The 16,234-nt window shown below is 63.6% G+C and carries 18 protein-coding genes; 11 read left to right on the plus strand and 7 right to left on the minus strand.

Annotated features, from left to right (window positions below; genetic code table 11):
- Window positions 1-213 precede the first annotated feature (213 nt).
- Both rhtA and AC07R1_RS28615 read left to right on the plus strand, forming a co-directional pair.
- Window positions 214-1,101: a threonine/homoserine exporter RhtA gene (gene rhtA / locus AC07R1_RS28610; RefSeq protein WP_019092955.1), complete on the plus strand. Its 888-nt coding sequence runs from the start codon at window positions 214-216 to the stop codon at window positions 1,099-1,101.
- A 158-nt stretch (window positions 1,102-1,259) separates the two neighbouring features.
- Window positions 1,260-1,541: a hypothetical protein gene (locus tag AC07R1_RS28615; protein ID WP_011062423.1), complete on the plus strand. Its 282-nt coding sequence runs from the start codon at window positions 1,260-1,262 to the stop codon at window positions 1,539-1,541.
- 9 nt (window positions 1,542-1,550) lie between these two features.
- Here AC07R1_RS28615 and AC07R1_RS28620 read toward each other — a convergent pair whose 3' ends face one another.
- Complete coding sequence (locus AC07R1_RS28620) at window positions 1,551-2,120, minus strand: TetR/AcrR family transcriptional regulator (RefSeq protein ID WP_065365511.1); 570 nt, start codon at window positions 2,118-2,120, stop codon at window positions 1,551-1,553.
- A 93-nt stretch (window positions 2,121-2,213) separates the two neighbouring features.
- On the opposite strand from AC07R1_RS28620, the gene AC07R1_RS28625 reads away from it, so the two are divergent.
- Together AC07R1_RS28625 and AC07R1_RS28630 are read left to right on the plus strand one after the other, a co-directional pair.
- The gene (locus tag AC07R1_RS28625) at window positions 2,214-2,954 is read left to right on the plus strand and encodes an SDR family oxidoreductase (protein ID WP_019092954.1); all 741 of its coding nucleotides are present in this window, start codon (window positions 2,214-2,216) and stop codon (window positions 2,952-2,954) included.
- A gap of 37 nt (window positions 2,955-2,991) precedes the next feature.
- Window positions 2,992-3,588, plus strand: a complete 597-nt coding sequence (locus tag AC07R1_RS28630; protein WP_019092953.1) for a 2-hydroxychromene-2-carboxylate isomerase — start codon at window positions 2,992-2,994, stop codon at window positions 3,586-3,588.
- Window positions 3,589-3,672: 84 nt separating this feature from the next.
- Here AC07R1_RS28630 and AC07R1_RS28635 read toward each other — a convergent pair whose 3' ends face one another.
- The 5 genes from AC07R1_RS28635 to AC07R1_RS28655 all read right to left on the minus strand — a co-directional run bounded on the left by AC07R1_RS28635 (window position 3,673) and on the right by AC07R1_RS28655 (window position 8,296).
- Window positions 3,673-5,481, minus strand: coding sequence for an aminopeptidase P family protein (locus AC07R1_RS28635; protein WP_495111173.1), 1,809 nt, complete (start codon window positions 5,479-5,481; stop codon window positions 3,673-3,675).
- Between the two features lie 55 nt (window positions 5,482-5,536).
- Window positions 5,537-6,706: a cysteine desulfurase family protein gene (locus AC07R1_RS28640; RefSeq protein ID WP_053159622.1), complete on the minus strand. Its 1,170-nt coding sequence runs from the start codon at window positions 6,704-6,706 to the stop codon at window positions 5,537-5,539.
- 210 nt (window positions 6,707-6,916) lie between these two features.
- The gene (locus tag AC07R1_RS28645; RefSeq protein ID WP_015636467.1) at window positions 6,917-7,531 is read right to left on the minus strand and encodes a LysE family translocator; all 615 of its coding nucleotides are present in this window, start codon (window positions 7,529-7,531) and stop codon (window positions 6,917-6,919) included.
- A 102-nt stretch (window positions 7,532-7,633) separates the two neighbouring features.
- A complete protein-coding gene (locus tag AC07R1_RS28650) occupies window positions 7,634-7,894 on the minus strand; it encodes a hypothetical protein (RefSeq protein WP_019092950.1) in 261 nt (86 codons plus the stop codon).
- 183 nt (window positions 7,895-8,077) lie between these two features.
- Window positions 8,078-8,296 carry a hypothetical protein gene (locus AC07R1_RS28655; RefSeq protein ID WP_121528503.1) on the minus strand — a complete coding sequence of 73 codons (219 nt, stop codon included), beginning with the start codon at window positions 8,294-8,296 and terminating at the stop codon, window positions 8,078-8,080.
- On the opposite strand from AC07R1_RS28655, the gene msuE reads away from it, so the two are divergent.
- The 4 genes from msuE (at window position 8,295) to AC07R1_RS28675 (ending at window position 12,454) form a co-directional block, all read left to right on the plus strand.
- Window positions 8,295-8,858, plus strand: coding sequence for an FMN reductase (gene msuE / locus AC07R1_RS28660; protein ID WP_011062431.1), 564 nt, complete (start codon window positions 8,295-8,297; stop codon window positions 8,856-8,858). The two genes, AC07R1_RS28655 and msuE, sit on opposite strands and share 2 nt — an antisense overlap.
- A 9-nt stretch (window positions 8,859-8,867) precedes the next feature.
- Entirely contained in the window at window positions 8,868-10,007 is a 1,140-nt protein-coding gene (gene ssuD, locus AC07R1_RS28665; protein ID WP_011062432.1) for an FMNH2-dependent alkanesulfonate monooxygenase, read from the plus strand.
- Between the two features lie 134 nt (window positions 10,008-10,141).
- Window positions 10,142-11,329 (plus strand): acyl-CoA dehydrogenase family protein, encoded by a 1,188-nt coding sequence (locus tag AC07R1_RS28670; protein WP_011062433.1) that lies wholly within the window; start codon window positions 10,142-10,144, stop codon window positions 11,327-11,329.
- A gap of 24 nt (window positions 11,330-11,353) precedes the next feature.
- On the plus strand, window positions 11,354-12,454 hold the full coding sequence (locus AC07R1_RS28675) for a sigma-54 interaction domain-containing protein (RefSeq protein ID WP_011062434.1): 1,101 nt from the start codon (window positions 11,354-11,356) through the stop codon (window positions 12,452-12,454).
- On the opposite strand, the gene AC07R1_RS28680 is transcribed toward AC07R1_RS28675, so the two are convergent.
- Entirely contained in the window at window positions 12,451-12,816 is a 366-nt protein-coding gene (locus AC07R1_RS28680; RefSeq protein ID WP_011062435.1) for an antibiotic biosynthesis monooxygenase, read from the minus strand. The genes AC07R1_RS28675 and AC07R1_RS28680 overlap by 4 nt on opposite strands.
- A gap of 108 nt (window positions 12,817-12,924) precedes the next feature.
- Here AC07R1_RS28680 and soxR point away from each other — a divergent pair, with 108 nt between their 5' ends.
- The 3 genes from soxR to AC07R1_RS28695 all read left to right on the plus strand — a co-directional run bounded on the left by soxR (window position 12,925) and on the right by AC07R1_RS28695 (window position 16,221).
- Window positions 12,925-13,398: a redox-sensitive transcriptional activator SoxR gene (gene soxR / locus AC07R1_RS28685; RefSeq protein ID WP_065365507.1), complete on the plus strand. Its 474-nt coding sequence runs from the start codon at window positions 12,925-12,927 to the stop codon at window positions 13,396-13,398.
- Between the two features lie 343 nt (window positions 13,399-13,741).
- Complete coding sequence (locus AC07R1_RS28690) at window positions 13,742-15,580, plus strand: AAA family ATPase (protein ID WP_315869329.1); 1,839 nt, start codon at window positions 13,742-13,744, stop codon at window positions 15,578-15,580.
- Entirely contained in the window at window positions 15,577-16,221 is a 645-nt protein-coding gene (locus AC07R1_RS28695; protein WP_011062437.1) for a 4Fe-4S cluster-binding domain-containing protein, read from the plus strand. Before AC07R1_RS28690 ends, AC07R1_RS28695 begins: the two co-directional genes overlap by 4 nt.
- Window positions 16,222-16,234: the final 13 nt, after the last annotated feature.

Below are 16,234 nucleotides of genomic sequence, written 5' to 3' on the forward strand. Positions count from 1 at the left end.
TTTCGACTGCGCCGGAAGTGGGGCGAATTATAGACCTGTAGAATCTGCCGTCAAGGGTTAATTTGCATTTTCTATGATCAGCCGCAAAACAGCCCATTCGCAGCTTCTATATAGAGGCGTAAAAAAGACCATGCGCACTATATTGCTCATCCGTGATTAGTTGAGCATCATGTTCCAGGTGCCCCTCCCCCAACACTCTGGATGACCCCTTGCATGAATGACCAACCGCGCAGCCTTGCCTCGACCCTGTTTCCGGTGGGGCTGCTGCTTATTGCCATGGCCTCGATTCAATCAGGAGCCTCACTGGCCAAGAGCATGTTCCCAATCGTTGGCGCACAAGGAACCACAACCCTGCGGCTGATTTTCGCCAGCATCATCATGCTGCTTCTATTAAGACCCTGGCGCGCCAAGTTCACCACCAACACCCTGCGCACCGTGATCATCTACGGCATGGCCCTGGGCGGCATGAACTTCCTCTTCTATATGTCCCTCAGGAGTGTCCCTCTGGGCATCGCCGTCGCCCTCGAGTTCACAGGCCCCCTGGCAGTCGCCATCTATGCGTCACGCAAGGCCATAGACTTCCTGTGGATCGCTCTGGCGATCGTCGGGCTGCTACTGCTTATTCCCACCGGAGCCACAGAAACAGCCATCGACCTGGTCGGTGCAGGTTATGCACTGGGGGCCGGGGTCTGCTGGGCGCTGTACATACTCTTCGGACAGAAGGCCGGAGCCGAGAACGGCATTCAGACCGCCGCCCTGGGCGTCATGATTGCTGCTCTCTTTGTTGCACCCATAGGCATAGTCCATGCCGGCGCCGCACTACTGACTCCCTCCCTGATCCCGGTTGCCCTGGGAGTCGCTATCTTGTCCACAGCCCTCCCCTATAGCCTGGAGATGGTTGCCCTGACTCGCATGCCAGCCCGGACCTTCGGCACCCTGATGAGTATCGAGCCCGCTTTCGGCGCGCTTTCCGGCCTGTTGTTCCTCCACGAGTACCTGTCCCTGTCCCAGTGGACGGCAATCGCCTGCATCATCCTGGCTTCCGTAGGCGCCACCATGACCATGCGCCGCGAGACCAAACCAATAGTTGCAGTTGATTGAGATTCAACTCTGGTAATTGGTGCTCATTTAGGCCATGTTTAGCCGGCTACTCAACGTCGCCCAGGGAGTTGCCGGACAGGGATATCGCACACGCAAAAGACGACAGGTAATGCAGTCACACTCGGACGCCAGATCCGGGGCTAGCGATAAGGACGGGGATGAAACGATTTTTGATACTGTTGGCCGTACTTGCAATTGCAGGCTGCGCGGCGACCGCGAAAACCGAAGTCAAACGGGGCAAGAAAGGACTCCACATCAACTGCTCGGGCTTATCTTCTTCCTGGGAAAAGTGCTACACCAAGGCGACTGAGTCCTGCGGCCCCAAAGGCTACAAGGTCATCGCCAAGTCCGGTGATGCCGTGGAAGACCCAGGCGACTACCCCTTCGGCCTGAACCCTGCCGGCTACACCAGCCGCAGCATGATCGTCATCTGCAAATAGCCTTGCCGGTCAACTTGCGGGCAGCCGCTCCAGCTGCCCGATGATCTGCTCATGGCTGGACGCCAGTACCTGATGCTGAATGCCGGGGTTCACCAGCATTCGCGCTACCACCAACGCGCCAACGCACTGGGACAGGATCGACCAGGCCAGGCTCTCGCTGCCCAGAGTCTGCGCCCAAGCCTGGTGCAAGCGGCAGATCCAGTCCTGCGCCTCCTGCCGCACCTCTAGGCTCCCCCGGGCAATCTCCGCACCCAATGCCGGCAGTGCGCAGCCAGCACCCGGCTGTTGCAGATGCGCCACGCTCAAGTACTGCTTCAGACAGCGACGCAACTTCTCCTGATTCTGCTGCCCCTCCCCGCCCAGGCGCGCCAGGCTCTGGCTCAACTCGCGCTCGACAATCGAGCTGAACAATTCGTCCTTGGAGGTGAAGTGGCTATAGAAAGCCCCGCCACTCAGGCCAATGGCTTTCATCAAGGCATCCACCCCCACAGTGGAAAAACCTTCGTTCTTGGCCTGCGCCGCGCTGCTTTGCAGCAGACGCTCGCGGGTTTCCTGCTTGTGACTGGCTGAATAACGCATTCCCTGACGGGCTCCCAAGTTCTCTTGACGACGGAAAAATCATAGCATAACGTTCGTTTAGTTAACGATCGTTTACCAAAGAGCGAACCTCCCATGACTGCAACCTTGAACAAGAACAAAGTCGTACTGGTAGTGGGTGCCGGCGACGCGACCGGCGGTGCCATTGCCAAGCGTTTCGCCGCCGAAGGCTTTATTGCCTGCATGACCCGCCGCAGCGCGGACAAACTGCAACCCCTGGTGGACGCCATCCAGCAGTCCGGCGGCCAGGCCCATGGTTTTGGCTGTGATGCACGCAAAGAGGAGGACGTGATCGCGCTGATCGAGCAGATCGAAACCCAGATCGGCCCTATCGAGGCCTTTGTCTTCAATATTGGCGCCAATGTGCCCTGCAGCATTCTTGAAGAAACCGCACGCAAGTATTTCAAGATCTGGGAAATGGCCTGCTTTTCGGGCTTTCTCAATGCGCGGGAAGTGGCCAAGCGCATGGCCAAACGCCAACGCGGCACTATTCTGTTCACCGGCGCCACCGCAGGCGTACGCGGTGCCGCCGGCTTTGCCGCCTTCGCCGGGGCCAAGCACGGCATTCGCGCCCTGGCCCAGAGCATGGCGCGGGAACTGGGCCCCCTGAACATCCATGTCGGCCATGTCATCGTCGACGGTGCCATCGACACCGATTTCATCCGTACCAGCTTTCCCGAAAAATACGCCCTCAAGGACCAGGACGGTATCCTCAACCCCGAGCATATCGCCGAAAACTACTGGTACCTGCACAGCCAGCCCCGGGACGCCTGGACCTTCGAGCTGGACCTGCGCCCGTGGAACGAACGCTGGTAAGGCCTTCTCCGATAACAACAATCAAGGAGTCTGAAACATGAGCAAAAAGGTGGAGTTCTTCTTCGACCTGGGTAGCCCGACCTCATACCTGGCCTATACCCAACTGCCAAAAATCTGCGTCGAAACCGATAGCCAACTGGTGTATCAGCCCATGCTGCTGGGCGGGGTCTTCAAGACCACCGGCAACGCTTCCCCCATCAGTGTTCCCGCCAAGGGCCGGTACATGCTGCACGACCTGGCGCGCTTTGCCCGGCGCTATGGGGTGGAGCTCAACTTCAATCCGCACTTTCCCATCAATACCCTGCTGCTGATGCGCGCCACCACCGGGGTTCAACTGCGCCTGCCGGAACGTTTCGGTGAATTCCTCGACTGCCTATTCCGTGCGCTCTGGGTGGACAAACGCAACCTCAACGACCCGGCCACCATCACCCAGGTCCTGGAACAAGGTGGCTTCGACCCGCAGCAGATCCTCGACCTGAGCAATGACGAAGAGGTCAAGGCCGCCCTCAAGGACAAGACCGAACAGGCGTTGCAAAAAGGGGTGTTCGGCGCGCCCAGCATGTTCGTGGGAGACGAACTGTTCTTTGGCCAGGACCGCCTGGATTTCGTCCGCGAAGCCTTGAACGCGCCGTAACCTGCCCTGTCCCTGGCAGCGGCCGCGCCATTGCCAGGAACCCATCGCGTGACGTCACCCGCCTTGCGCGGGTGACATCTTTCCTCAGATAGCCGCAGTACGAACCTGCAACCACTCCAGGGCCGGGCCCTCCAGCAGCGGGCTGAGGCGCCGGCGGACTTCGGCGTGATAGCCGTTGAACCATTCGCGCTCATCCTCGGTGAGCAGAGATGGCTCCAGGCAACGGGTATCGATCGGGCACAGGGTGAGGGTTTCGAAGTTCAGAAACTCACCGAACTCGGTCTTGCCCGCCTCACGGTTGAGCGCCAGGTTCTCGATTCGTACGCCCCAGCGGCCAGGGCGGTAGGTCCCGGGTTCGATCGAAGTGATCATCCCCGGTTGCATCGCGGTCTGCGGCGTCGCTGCGGCCTGATAGGCAATCACCTGCGGGCCTTCGTGAACGTTTAGAAAATAACCGACGCCATGCCCGGTGCCGTGCCCGTAGTCCACACCCTCGGCCCAGATCGGCACCCGGGCGATGGCATCCAGCAACGGCGACAGAATGCCCCGCGGAAACTGCGCTCGGGACAGCGCGATAACGCCCTTGAGCACCCGGGTGCAATCGCGCTTCTGCTCGGCACTCGGCGTCCCCACCGGCACCATGCGCGTGATATCGGTGGTGCCACCCAGGTACTGGCCGCCGGAATCGATCAGCAACAGGCCATCACCCTCGATGACCGCATGCTCTTCGGGCGTGGCGTGGTAATGGGGCATGGCGCCGTTGGCGTTGAACGCAGCAATGGTATTGAAACTCAGCGAGACATAACCCGGGCGGCGTTCACGGGCGGCCGTCAGGCGCTCATCGATGGTCAGTTCGGTAATGCGTTCACGCCCCAGGGCGCTGTCCAGCCAGGCGAAGAATTCGCAGAGCGCCGCGCCATCCTGCTCCATGGCCTGGCGAATGTGCTCGGCGTCCGCCAGGCTCTTGCGCGACTTGGCCAGGGTGGTGGGGTTGAGCCCCTCCAGCAGCTTCACCCCGGGGTTCAGGTGCTCCAGCAAGCCCGCGGTGACGCGCGCCGGGTCGATCTGCAACGCTACGCCTTCCGGCACTGCCTGCAAGGCCGCGGACACCTCTGAATAGTCGCGCAGGCTGACGCCATCCACCTCCAGTTGCGCGCGCAATGCCTCATCGACCTTGCTCAAGGCCACGAACAAGGTCGCCTGCTGCTGGCTGATCAGGGCAAAGGAGACAAACACCGGGTTGAAGGACACATCGGCGCCGCGCAGGTTGAACAGCCAGGCAATGTCATCGAGGGTAGCGATGAAATGCCAGTCGGCGCCACGCTCCTTGAGAGTTGCGCGCAACGCCGCAAGCTTCTCGACCCGGCTCTGGGTGGCCTGGGGCGGCAGATGCTGATAGACCGGCTGATCGGGCAATGACGGGCGGTCGTCCCAAGCTTCTTGTAGCAGGTCGATATCGGTACGCAGGCTGGCCCCGCGTTCCTGCAGCTTGCTGCCCAGGGTACGGGCCGAAGCCAGGGCCATGACCGCGCCGTCCACCGCCACCACCGCACCTTGCGGGGTCTGTTCGGCCAGCCAGTCCAGGGGCCCGGGCTGGCCCGGTTGCAACTTCACCAGTTCGATGCCGCTGCCCTTGAGTTCCTTGGTGGCCTGCTCCCAGTAACGGCTGTCGGCCCATACGCCGGCAAAGTCAGCGGTCACGATCAAGGTCCCGACCGACCCATGAAACCCCGACAGCCACTGGCGCCCTTGCCAGTAGCCCGGCAGGTATTCCGACAGGTGCGGGTCGGCCGAAGGCACCAGCAAGGCGTGAATGCCTTCGCGGCTCATCAGCTGACGGACATGCGCCAAGCGCTGGGGGACCACTCCATTGGTCGAAGGCTGGGTACTCATTGTGTCTCCTTAACCGGCTTAATCATTGTTATGGAAGATCGAAGTCACTCGACCCTCAAGGTTGTGTTGTGGCCCAGAACGCAGGGGCTGAGGCGGTCGCCGCCTGGATCAGTTGAGCGGCGCGATCCACATCCTGTTCGCAGGTGAAACGCCCGAGGCTCAAGCGGATGGTCCGCGCGGCCTGCCCGGCATCATGCCCCAGCGCCAGCAATACATGGGAAGGCGCATTGCTTGCCGAGTTGCAGGCCGAAGTCGCGGAAAAGGCCAGGGCCGCGCCCAACGCCGCCCCATCAAAACCTCCCTCGGTGAAGGTCAGGCTCAGGGTGTGGGGAATGCGCTGGGTGACACTGCCATTCAAGCGCAGGCCGGCGATACCCGCCAGTTGCTCCAGCAGGCGCCCGCGCAGACGCACTATGGCGGCGGTTTCTTCCTCGAACAGTTCGCCGGCCAGGGCGAAGGCGGCGCCCATGGCCGCGATCTGGTGGGTGGCCAGGGTTCCGGAGCGCAAGCCGCCCTCATGGCCGCCGCCATGAATCTGCGCCTGCACGTGTTGCTGCGCCCGCGGCCCGACATACAGCGCGCCGATGCCCTTGGGGCCATATAGCTTATGGGCCGAGAACGACATCAGGTCCACCGGCCACCGGGCCAGATCGATGGCCACCTTGCCCGCACCCTGGGCGGCATCCACATGCAACAGGGCGCCACGCTCACGCACCACCTGGCCAATGGCCGGAATGTCGTTGAGGGTGCCCAGTTCGTTGTTCACCAGCATCAGCGACACCAGGAAGGTGTCGTCGCGCAGGGCTTCGCTGACCGCTTGCGCGGTGATCAGGCCATCGGCATCCGGCACCAGGTAGGTCACTGCGACCCCGGCCTCCTGCAGTTGCCGGGCGGTGTCGAGCACCGCCTTGTGTTCGATCTGGCTGGTGATGACATGGCCGCCGCTCACGCCCCGGGCCTGCATCACCCCCTTGAGGGCCAGGTTGTTGGATTCGGTAGCGCCGGAGGTCCAAACAATCTGCTCGGGCTGCGCGCCGACCAGTTGTGCCACTTGTTGCCGGGCGCGCTCGACGTAACCCCGCGCTTCCCGGCCAAAGGCGTGTGAACTGGACGCCGGATTGCCGAAATGGGCGTTGAAACCCAGGCACTCCAGCATGACCTGAATGACTCGCTCATCCACCGGCGTGGTGGCGGCGTAGTCGAAATAAAGAGGACGCTTGTTCATGACTGAAAACCCGCAGAGCTTGTTCCAGGGTCGGCATATGCTGGCAAAAAGGCGAGGCAGCCACGCGCCGTGCATAGGCTGCGCGGCAAATGCTGGCCTTGAGCAATACCCGATCGGATGCAGTTAAAGAAGAACATCTTCGTTTAAAAGTGCGTAGGAACGCTCCTGCATCGCAGCTTACAGGCTCGAGGCAGCGCCATGAAGCGCCGTTCAACTCATCTTTTCGAACAACAGCGGTGCCAGGGAAAGCACCAGCAAGGCGGCCATCAACAGATTGAACAGGCGCAACCAGCGCGGGTTGCGCAACACATTGCGCAGCAGGCTGCCGCACGCAGCCCAGAGGCTCACCGTGGGCGCATTGATCAGCGCGAACACCGCGGCAATCACCAGCACATTGGTGAAGTAGCCCTGCAACGGGGTGTAGGTACTTATGGCCCCCACTGCCATGACCCAGGCCTTGGGATTGACCCACTGGAACGCCGCGGCGCCCCAATAGCCCAGCGGCCGGCCATGGTGCTGCTGTTCATCGGACAGCGGCCCGGAACGGGCAATCTTCCACGCCAGGTACAGAAGGTACGCTGCGCCAACGTAGCGCAGCACGCTGTACAGCAGCGGGTAGGCCTCGAACACCGCCCCCAGGCCCAGGCCGACCGCCAGCACCAGGACAAAGAAGCCGCAGCTGATGCCGAGGATGTGGGGAATGGAACGGTTGAAGCCGAAGTTCACCCCCGAGGCCAGCAACATGGTGTTGTTGGGACCGGGCGTGATGGAAGTGACCAGGGCAAACAGGGCGAAGGCCAACAGCAGGTCAGGGGAAAGGCTCATGGGGGCAAGATCCGGGGCAGGTCGATCAGGCCTCGACCCTAACCCAGCCTCAGGCTGAAACCCACGGACAGTTGCTGAAAACTTGGACCAGTACAGTTCTTCTCAACTGGCAGGTTGATGGCGACTGATATTGCGCTGCGCACTCATTTCACCCTGGCTGTCGAAGCTCGCCGGGCGGCCCAGCAACTCGGCCTTTTTCTGCTGGTATTCATCGAAGGACAAACCGCGCCGGTTCAACGCCTCCATAGCCAGCTCCCGGGTTTCCTGCGCGGTATAGGGCCGCAACTCCGGTGCACCGGGGCTGGCACAACCGGCCAGCACACTGGAAACCAACAACAGCAAGACAGCAGAGAAAGCCTTCATGGCGAGCACCTGGGGCGGGTTGCGAACAATGGACACAGGCTACTCGCGCGCCATCAGCGGCAAAAATCACCCTGCTCGATAGTGGCTATCGATCGTTCCAAGGCCAGAGGGCTGAGCACCTTTATATTCCATAAAACTCTATAAATATGGAAACAAGCTCTTTTGAGGAATAACAACAAGCCTTTATAACAGTCCCATCTCGCCCGCCAACTGTTGCCAGAGCAACTGTTGACCAGGCAACAGCCGATCAACAAAACAGCGGTTGGGCAACAGCACCCGGCAACTGCAGATCAGCGCAAAACCGCGCCGTACAAGGGCTGCAAGTCTTTGGTACAGCTCTTGCTCCAGAGCCCGGGACCTGCCACTGCTCGTTGAGCCACTGTTTAAAAAGGAACTGATCATGTCCCGCCCCTTGAACGTCGTAGCCCTTTCCGGTGGAACCTGGCGCCCATCGCGCACCCTGGTGCTGACCCAGGCCCTGCTGGCTGAACTGTCCGGGCACCTGTCCTTCAACGCCCACCTGATCGAACTGGGGGATATCGCCCGCCCGGTGGGTGCCGCCCTGTCGCGCCAGGAACTGCCGGCCGAGGTTGAAGCCGAACTCCAGGCCATCGAGAACGCCGACCTGCTGATCGTCGCCGCCCCGGTGTATCGCGGTTCCTATCCCGGCCTGCTCAAGCACCTGTTCGACCTGATCGATCTCAATGCCCTGATCGACACCCCGGTGCTGCTGGCCGCGACGGGTGGCAGCGAACGCCATGCCCTGGTTCTGGATCACCAGCTACGCCCACTGTTCAGTTTCTTCCAGGCCCTGACCCTGCCGATCGGCGTGTACGCCACCGAGGCCGACTTCAGCAATTACCAGATCACCAGCGAGCTGCTCAAAGCGCGCATCCAGCTCGCCGCCGAACGGGCCGCGCCGCTGTTTCGCGCCCACCCGACCCACCTGCTGAAAATCGCCTGAGGAGCTGTCATGGATGTGTTCTGGTTTCTTCCGACCCACGGCGACGGCCATTTCCTCGGCACTGCCCAGGGCGCGCGCCCGGTCACCCTCAACTACCTCAAGCAAGTGGCGCAGGCCGCGGACAGCCTGGGCTACCACGGTGTGCTGATTCCCACCGGGCGCTCCTGCGAAGACTCCTGGGTGATCGCCTCGGCCCTGGTGCCCCTGACCGAACGCCTGCGCTACCTGGTGGCGATCCGCCCGGGGATCATCTCCCCCACGGTTTCCGCGCGCATGGCCGCGACCCTGGACCGGCTGTCCAACGGCCGCCTGCTGATCAACGTGGTCACCGGCGGCGACCCGGACGAAAACCGCGGCGACGGCAGCTTCCTCAGCCACAGCGAACGCTATGAAGTCACTGACGAATTCCTGCAGATCTGGCGTCGGGTGCTGCAAGGCGAAGCCGTGGACTTCGAAGGCAAGCACCTGCATGTGCAGAACGCCAAGGCGCTCTACCCGCCCGTGCAGAAGCCCTACCCGCCGCTGTACTTCGGCGGTTCCTCCGAGGCCGCTCATGAACTGGCGGCGGACCAGGTGGATGTCTACCTGACCTGGGGCGAGCCACCGGCGGCGGTGGCGCAGAAACTGGCCGACGTACGCGAACGTGCAGCGCGCAAGGGCCGCACGGTGAAGTTCGGCATCCGCCTGCATGTGATCGTGCGTGAGACCGAGGACGAAGCCTGGAAAGCCGCGGACAAGCTGATCGAGCACATCAGCGACGACACCATCGCCGCCGCCCAGCAGTCCTTTTCCCGCTTCGACTCCGAAGGCCAGCGGCGCATGGCAGCGCTGCACGGCGGGCGCCGCGACCAGTTGCAGATCGCCCCCAACCTCTGGGCCGGGGTCGGGCTGGTGCGCGGTGGCGCCGGTACCGCCCTGGTGGGCAACCCGCAGCAAGTGGCCGAGCGCATCAAGGAGTACGCGGACCTGGGAATCGAGAGCTTCATTTTCTCCGGCTACCCGCATCTGGAAGAAGCCTATCGCTTCGCCGAGCTGGTGTTCCCGCTGCTGCCGGAGCCCTATGCCAGCCTGGCCGGCCGCGGTGTCACCAACCTCACCGGGCCGTTCGGCGAAATGATCGCCAACGACGTGTTGCCCAACAGCCGCTGAAATCCCCAATGCTGTTGCAGGAGCCGGCTTGTCGGCGAAGGCGATCTTCCGGCCCTCTTCGCTAGCAAGCCAGCTCCTGCAGCTCGCAGCACCTTTTCCCGGCCGCCACAACGGCCACGAACGAGGAACACCGCGTGACTGCCAAACCGCAAAGCGCCCTGTTGTCCCCCCTGCAGACCGCCCGCCAACTGGCCGCCGAGTTTGCCCTGACCGCCGTCGAACGCGACGAGCGCGGCGGCACCCCCAAGGCCGAGCGCGACGCGCTGCGCCAAAGCGGCCTGCTGGCCCTGAGCATTCCCAGCCAGTTCGGCGGGCTCGGCGCGCCCTGGAGCGAGACGCTGAACATCGTCCGCGAATTCGCCCGGGTCGACAGCTCCATCGCCCATGTCTTCGGCTTCCACCACCTGATGCTGGCCACCGTGCGCCTGTTCGCCAAACCCGAACAGTGGCAACCCTGGTTCGAACAGACCGCACGCAAGAACTGGTTCTGGGGCAACGCCCTGAACCCACTGGACACCCGCACCGTGGTCCGGAATCTGGGGGGCTGGCGCGAGTTTTCCGGCAAGAAGAGCTTCTGCTCCGGTGCCAGCGACTCGGAAATGCTCATTGCCTCGGCAGTGGACGAAAGCAATGGCGGCAAGTTGCTGATCGCCGCGATCCCCAGTGGCCGCAGCGGCATCACCCTGCACCACGACTGGAACAACATCGGCCAGCGCCAGACCGATAGCGGCAGCGCCACCTTCGAACGGGTACGGGTGGAGGAGTCGGAACTGCTGCTGGACCCCGGCCCGCTGAGCACGCCATTCGCCTGCCTGCGCCCGCTGATCGCCCAACTGACCTTCACCCACATGTTCCTCGGCATCGCCGAAGGCGCCTTCGAAGAAGCCCGGCAGTACACCCTCGGCGAAACCCGGGTCTGGCATAAGTCCAGCGCCCAGGACGTGCGCCAGGACCCCTACATACTCAGCCACTACGGCGAATTCTGGGTCGCCCTGGAAGGCATCCGCCTGCTGGTGGAGCGGGCCGCCGCGCTGCTGGACCAGGCCTGGGCCAAGGGCCCGGCCCTCAGCGCCGAAGAGCGCGGGCACCTGGCCACGGCCATCGCCACCGCCAAGGTCGCCGCCAGCCGCCAGGGCCTGGAGCTGTGCAGCCGCCTGTTCGAAGTCACCGGCGCGCGCTCGACCCACGCCTCCCTGGGCCTGGACCGGCACTGGCGCAACCTGCGCACCCAGACCCTGCACGACCCGCTGGACTACAAGCTTCATGAGCTGGGCGACTGGGCGCTGAACCAGTCCCTGCCAACCCCGACTTTCTACTCCTAGCCTTCTGTTCGACGGAGAGTGCCGATGCAGCTTCTGACCCTACCCCCTTCGCCCGCCCTGGCGACCTCGATCCGCGCCACCGCCCAGGTGTTCGAGGACCCGAAATCCCAGGCCCTGCTGGCGCACCTGCAACAGGTGGCACCGAGCGAAGCCAGCGTGCTGATCATTGGCGAAACCGGGACCGGCAAGGAGCTGGTGGCGCGCCATATCCACAACCTCAGTGCCCGGCGCAACCGACCGTTCGTGGCGGTGAACTGCGGTGCCTTCTCCGAATCCCTGGTGGAGGCGGAACTGTTCGGCCATGAGAAAGGCGCCTTTACCGGCGCCCTCAGCGCCAAGGCCGGGTGGTTCGAAGAGGCCGACGGCGGCACCCTGTTCCTCGACGAGATCGGCGACCTGCCCATGGCCATCCAGGTCAAGCTGCTGCGGGTGCTGCAGGAGCGCGAAGTGGTGCGCCTGGGTTCGCGCAAGAGCATTCCCATCGATGTGCGCGTACTGGCCGCCACCAACGTGCAACTGGAAAAGGCCATCAACGCCGGGCATTTTCGCGAAGACCTGTATTACCGCCTGGACGTGGTCAGCCTGGAACTGAGCCCGCTGCGCGAGCGCCCCGGCGACATCCTGCCGCTGACCCGGCACTTCATCGAGGCCTACAGCCAGCGCCTGGGCTACGGCAGCATCAGCATCAGCCCCGAGGCCGAGCACAAGCTCAAGAGCTACAGTTGGCCGGGCAACATCCGCGAGTTGGAAAACGTCATCCACCACACCCTGCTGATCTGCCGCAACGGGGTGATCCAGCGCGACGACCTGCGCCTGTCGAACATGCGCATCGAACGCGCCGACGACAGCCACCCGAGCCACGACGACTCCGCCGAGGCCCTGCTGGAACGGGCCTTTGAAAAACTCTTCGCCGAACAGGCCGGGGCCCTGCACGAAAAGGTCGAGGATGCCTTGCTGCGCGCGGCCTACCGCTTCAGCCACTACAACCAGGTGCACACCGCCAACCTGCTGGGCCTGAGTCGCAACGTCACCCGGACCCGGCTGATCAAGATCGGCGAACTGGCGGTGAACAAGCGGCGCCCGATCGATGCGCCCAACGAGCGCACCCTGCAACTGTCGATCTAGCCCGGCAGGTCGCAGTGCAAGGCATTGTCGTGGCTACGGGCGATGCTGCTGCGCACCTGGAATGAACCGAAGGTCACGGTCTTGGCCTGGTGGGCGAGGATCAACTGCCAGAAATCCTGCTCGCCGTTCTCGAAGCGCCGGAACGCCGCTTCGCCGGCTTCCCGGGATTGCCATTGCAGGTAATTGAGCACCCGCCGGCCATCGTCGCTGGCCTGCACGCTGGCACTCAGAAAACCGCCATAGCCCTGGGCCAGGCGCTCGGTCTGCTCGGCCAGGGCCGATACCAGGGCCTGTTGCTGATGGGGCTCGATCTCGAACTCGATCAATTGGGTAAAGCTGCGGGTCTTTTCAAAGGCGCTCATGGATCACTCTCCATTGGGGGCAAACAGAATATTGCTGTTGAATGCGCCGCAGGGTAAAACCTCTAGTTAAGTCAAGGTCAAGCGTATTTTTCCTCCCGAGGTCCACTGATGATCGAACCCGACTCCCGTCATAAAGAGCTGAGCGTCGGCCAACTGTCGGCCCGCAGTGGCGTAGCCGTCACCGCGCTGCATTTCTACGAAACCAAGGGCCTGATCCACAGCCATCGCAACGCGGGCAACCAGCGCCGCTACCCTCGTTCGGAGCTGCGCCGGGTGTCGCTGATCAAGGTGGCCCAGCGCCTGGGCATTCCCCTGGCAGAGATCGGCCAGGCCCTGGCGACCCTGCCCGCTGACCGCGCGCCTACTGCCGCGGACTGGCAGCGCCTGTCGGAACAGTGGAGCCGCGAACTGGACGAACGCATCCGCCAACTGAGCCTGCTGCGCGAGCGGCTGAACCAGTGCATTGGCTGTGGCTGCCTGTCCATGGAAGGGTGCCCGCTGCGCAACTACGGAGATGCCCTGGGAGACGCCGGCCCGGGCGCCCGCCTGCTGGAGCCCGACGCCGCCACCGACACCCCGTAGCCGGCTTCCCTCGTAGGGGCCGGCTTGCCGGCGAAGGCTGACTCTCGGGCCTCTTCGCTGGCAAGCCAGCTCCTACAGCCACATCGCCTTCATACCCGTAGGAGCCGGCTTGCCAGCGAAGGCGATCTCACGGGCTTTTTCGCTGGTAAGCCAGCTCCTACAGCCACATCGCCTTCGTACCCGTAGGAGCCGGCTTGCCGGCGAAGGCGATCTCACGGGCATCTTCCCTCGCAAGCCGGATTCCCGCTCAGCGCTGACAGGTAAGAAAACCTGTGGAGCATCGTAAGTAAAAACGTCCCTATGCTAATGTCGCGTCCTGCTTCCTACGACGAGCTCCGCTTCCATGCCAAGGACTGCCTCCTTCGAAAAGCCACGCTGGCTGCGCGATCTGCTGCGCTTTCTACCCCTGAAAAGCCAATTCGTCCTGTCCGGCAACGTCCGCGACCTGCAAGCCAGTGAGGTGGCCCCCGGGGTCATTACCCCCCAGCCCTTCAACCTCAACCTGCGCGATGAACTGCTGGCAGCCGGCTATGCCCAGGTGCTGAGCTGGGATCCCCTTGGCGGCCTCAGGGTTTTGCTGCCCCCCGGCAGCGAGCCGGCCCAGGCCGATAACCTGCTGCGCGAGCTGGGCCTGACCCCGGTGGACGGGGCCGCGCCGGCAGGCCTCGATCTGCTGGCGGCCACCTTGCCGCGCCTGGTGGAGCGCCAAGGCGCCCCCCTGGCCCTGATTGTCGATTTCGCTTCACGCCTGGTGATCCGCAACGACGCCCTGAGCGCCGCAGAACACCAGCTGTTCACCCAGGCCCTGGTGCTGTCCCACCAGGCCCGCAGCCGCCCGGCCGGGGAGCTGCGCACGCCGTTCTTCAACAGCATTCTCTGGGTGGTGGAAAAGGAAGGCGACCTGCCCGACTGGATGCTGATCGACAACCCACGCCTGCGGCCCATTCCCGTGTCCAAACCCGACCAGCAGGCCCGCCAGGCCCTGGCTCCGGCACTGTTGCGCGGCCTGCCCGGCGCCCAGGAGGCCAGCGAAGAAAGCCGCGACAGCGCGGTGCGGGCCTTCGTCGAAAACACCGAGGGCCTGCTGCTGCTCGACCTCAACGCGATCGTCCAGCTGGCCCGGGTCGAAGGCCTGGCCATGGAACGCATCGGCGATGCCGTACGCCGCTATAAAGTCGGGGTTACCGAAGACCCCTGGCTGAAGATCGACCGCCAGCGCATCCGCCAGGCCGACGGCTTCATTCGCCAGCGGGTCAAGGGCCAGGGCCACGCCGTGACCCACATGCTGGATATCGTCAAGCGCGCCATGACCGGGGTCGGCGCCAGCCGCAAGGGCAACCGGCCCCGGGGCGTGGCCTTTCTTGCCGGGCCCACCGGGGTCGGCAAGACCGAACTGGCCAAGACCATCACCAGCCTGCTGTTTGGCGATGAAAGCGCGTACATCCGCTTCGATATGTCGGAATTCAGCGCCGAACACGCGGACCAGCGCCTGGTAGGCGCGCCACCCGGCTATGTCGGCTACGACGTGGGCGGCGAACTGACCAATGCGATCCGCGAAAAACCCTTCAGCGTGGTGCTGTTCGACGAGATCGAAAAGGCTCACCCGCGGATCCTCGACAAATTCCTGCAGATCCTTGATGACGGTGTGCTTACCTCAGGCCGGGGCGACCGGGTGTACTTCTCCGAGGCGCTGATCGTCTTCACCTCCAACCTGGGCATCTACCGCCAGGGCGACAACGGCGAGCGAGTCGCCAACGTCCAGCCCGGCGAAGCCTTCGAAGCGGTGCAAGGCAAGGTCCAGGGCGAGATCGAGCGCTATTTCAAACTGGTGCTCAACCGCCCGGAAATCCTCAACCGGATCGGCGAGAACATCATCGTCTTCGACTTCATCCGCCCGGACATCGCCGAGCAGATCTTCCAGCAGATGGTCGGCAATATCCTCGCCGACCTGGCGGCCCAGGCCCTGCATGTGCAGCTCGATGACGACTCGCTGCACAACCTGCGCCAGCTGTGCCTGCAGGACCTGTCCAACGGTGGCCGGGGCATTCGCAACCAGTTGGAGGCGCACCTGCTCAACCCCCTGGCCCGGGCCCTGTTCGACCAGGATGCGCAGCCCGGCCAATCCTTCGAAATCCGCCAACTGCAGGCCGGCGGCCTGCAACTGCTTGCCCGCGCCTCGTGAACATCAGCCTGTCGCGGGTGCACTTCCCGGTCACCACCCTGGGGCCGGGGCAGCGCCTGGGCCTGTGGTTCCAGGGGTGCAGCATCCGCTGTGCAGGCTGCATTTCCGCGGACACCTGGGGGCCGGGCAAGCACCCCTTGCCGTTGGCCCAGGTGCTGGACGACCTGCAACCCTGGTTGGCCCGGGCCGAAGGCATCACCCTGTCCGGCGGTGAGCCCTTCGACCAGCCCGAGGCGCTGCTGGCCCTGCTTCGAGGCCTGCGCGAGCGCACCGGGGTCGACATCCTGGTCTACAGCGGCCACTCCCTGGAAACCCTGCAACCGCTATTGCAACAAGCCGAAGGCTTGCTGGATGCATTGATCTGCGACCCCTTCGAGCAACAACAGGCGCAAACGCTGGTCCTACGGGGCAGCGACAACCAGCGCCTGATCTTCTTGACCGAGCTGGGCCGCCAGCGTCTGTCCACCTACCAGCGCCCGCTGCACCACGAAGACCGCGCGCTGGATGTGATGTTCGACGACGACGGCAGTGTCTGGATGGCTGGAATTCCCCGGCGTGACGACGTGCTGCGTCTGCGCGACCTGCTGCACGACCAGGGCCACCAACTCCAGATCAGCGCCCACACCTCACGCCGCCGTTAACCGGAACCGCTAC

This window comes from Pseudomonas sp. GW821-FHT07F01 (genome assembly GCF_059418825.1).

Excerpts from the sequence above, each read along its gene's own strand:
- rhtA (WP_019092955.1), top strand. The coding sequence starts at position 214 with ATGAATGACCAACCGCGCAGCCTTGCCTCGACCCTGTTTCCGGTGGGG.
- AC07R1_RS28615 (WP_011062423.1), top strand. The coding sequence starts at position 1,260 with ATGAAACGATTTTTGATACTGTTGGCCGTACTTGCAATTGCAGGCTGC.
- AC07R1_RS28620 (WP_065365511.1), bottom strand. The coding sequence starts at position 2,120 with ATGCGTTATTCAGCCAGTCACAAGCAGGAAACCCGCGAGCGTCTGCTG.
- AC07R1_RS28625 (WP_019092954.1), top strand. The coding sequence starts at position 2,214 with ATGACTGCAACCTTGAACAAGAACAAAGTCGTACTGGTAGTGGGTGCC.
- AC07R1_RS28630 (WP_019092953.1), top strand. The coding sequence starts at position 2,992 with ATGAGCAAAAAGGTGGAGTTCTTCTTCGACCTGGGTAGCCCGACCTCA.
- AC07R1_RS28635 (WP_495111173.1), bottom strand. The coding sequence starts at position 5,481 with ATGAGTACCCAGCCTTCGACCAATGGAGTGGTCCCCCAGCGCTTGGCG.
- AC07R1_RS28640 (WP_053159622.1), bottom strand. The coding sequence starts at position 6,706 with ATGAACAAGCGTCCTCTTTATTTCGACTACGCCGCCACCACGCCGGTG.
- AC07R1_RS28645 (WP_015636467.1), bottom strand. The coding sequence starts at position 7,531 with ATGAGCCTTTCCCCTGACCTGCTGTTGGCCTTCGCCCTGTTTGCCCTG.
- AC07R1_RS28650 (WP_019092950.1), bottom strand. The coding sequence starts at position 7,894 with ATGAAGGCTTTCTCTGCTGTCTTGCTGTTGTTGGTTTCCAGTGTGCTG.
- msuE (WP_011062431.1), top strand. The coding sequence starts at position 8,295 with ATGTCCCGCCCCTTGAACGTCGTAGCCCTTTCCGGTGGAACCTGGCGC.
- AC07R1_RS28655 (WP_121528503.1), bottom strand. The coding sequence starts at position 8,296 with ATGATCAGTTCCTTTTTAAACAGTGGCTCAACGAGCAGTGGCAGGTCC.
- ssuD (WP_011062432.1), top strand. The coding sequence starts at position 8,868 with ATGGATGTGTTCTGGTTTCTTCCGACCCACGGCGACGGCCATTTCCTC.
- AC07R1_RS28675 (WP_011062434.1), top strand. The coding sequence starts at position 11,354 with ATGCAGCTTCTGACCCTACCCCCTTCGCCCGCCCTGGCGACCTCGATC.
- AC07R1_RS28680 (WP_011062435.1), bottom strand. The coding sequence starts at position 12,816 with ATGAGCGCCTTTGAAAAGACCCGCAGCTTTACCCAATTGATCGAGTTC.
- soxR (WP_065365507.1), top strand. The coding sequence starts at position 12,925 with ATGATCGAACCCGACTCCCGTCATAAAGAGCTGAGCGTCGGCCAACTG.
- AC07R1_RS28690 (WP_315869329.1), top strand. The coding sequence starts at position 13,742 with ATGCCAAGGACTGCCTCCTTCGAAAAGCCACGCTGGCTGCGCGATCTG.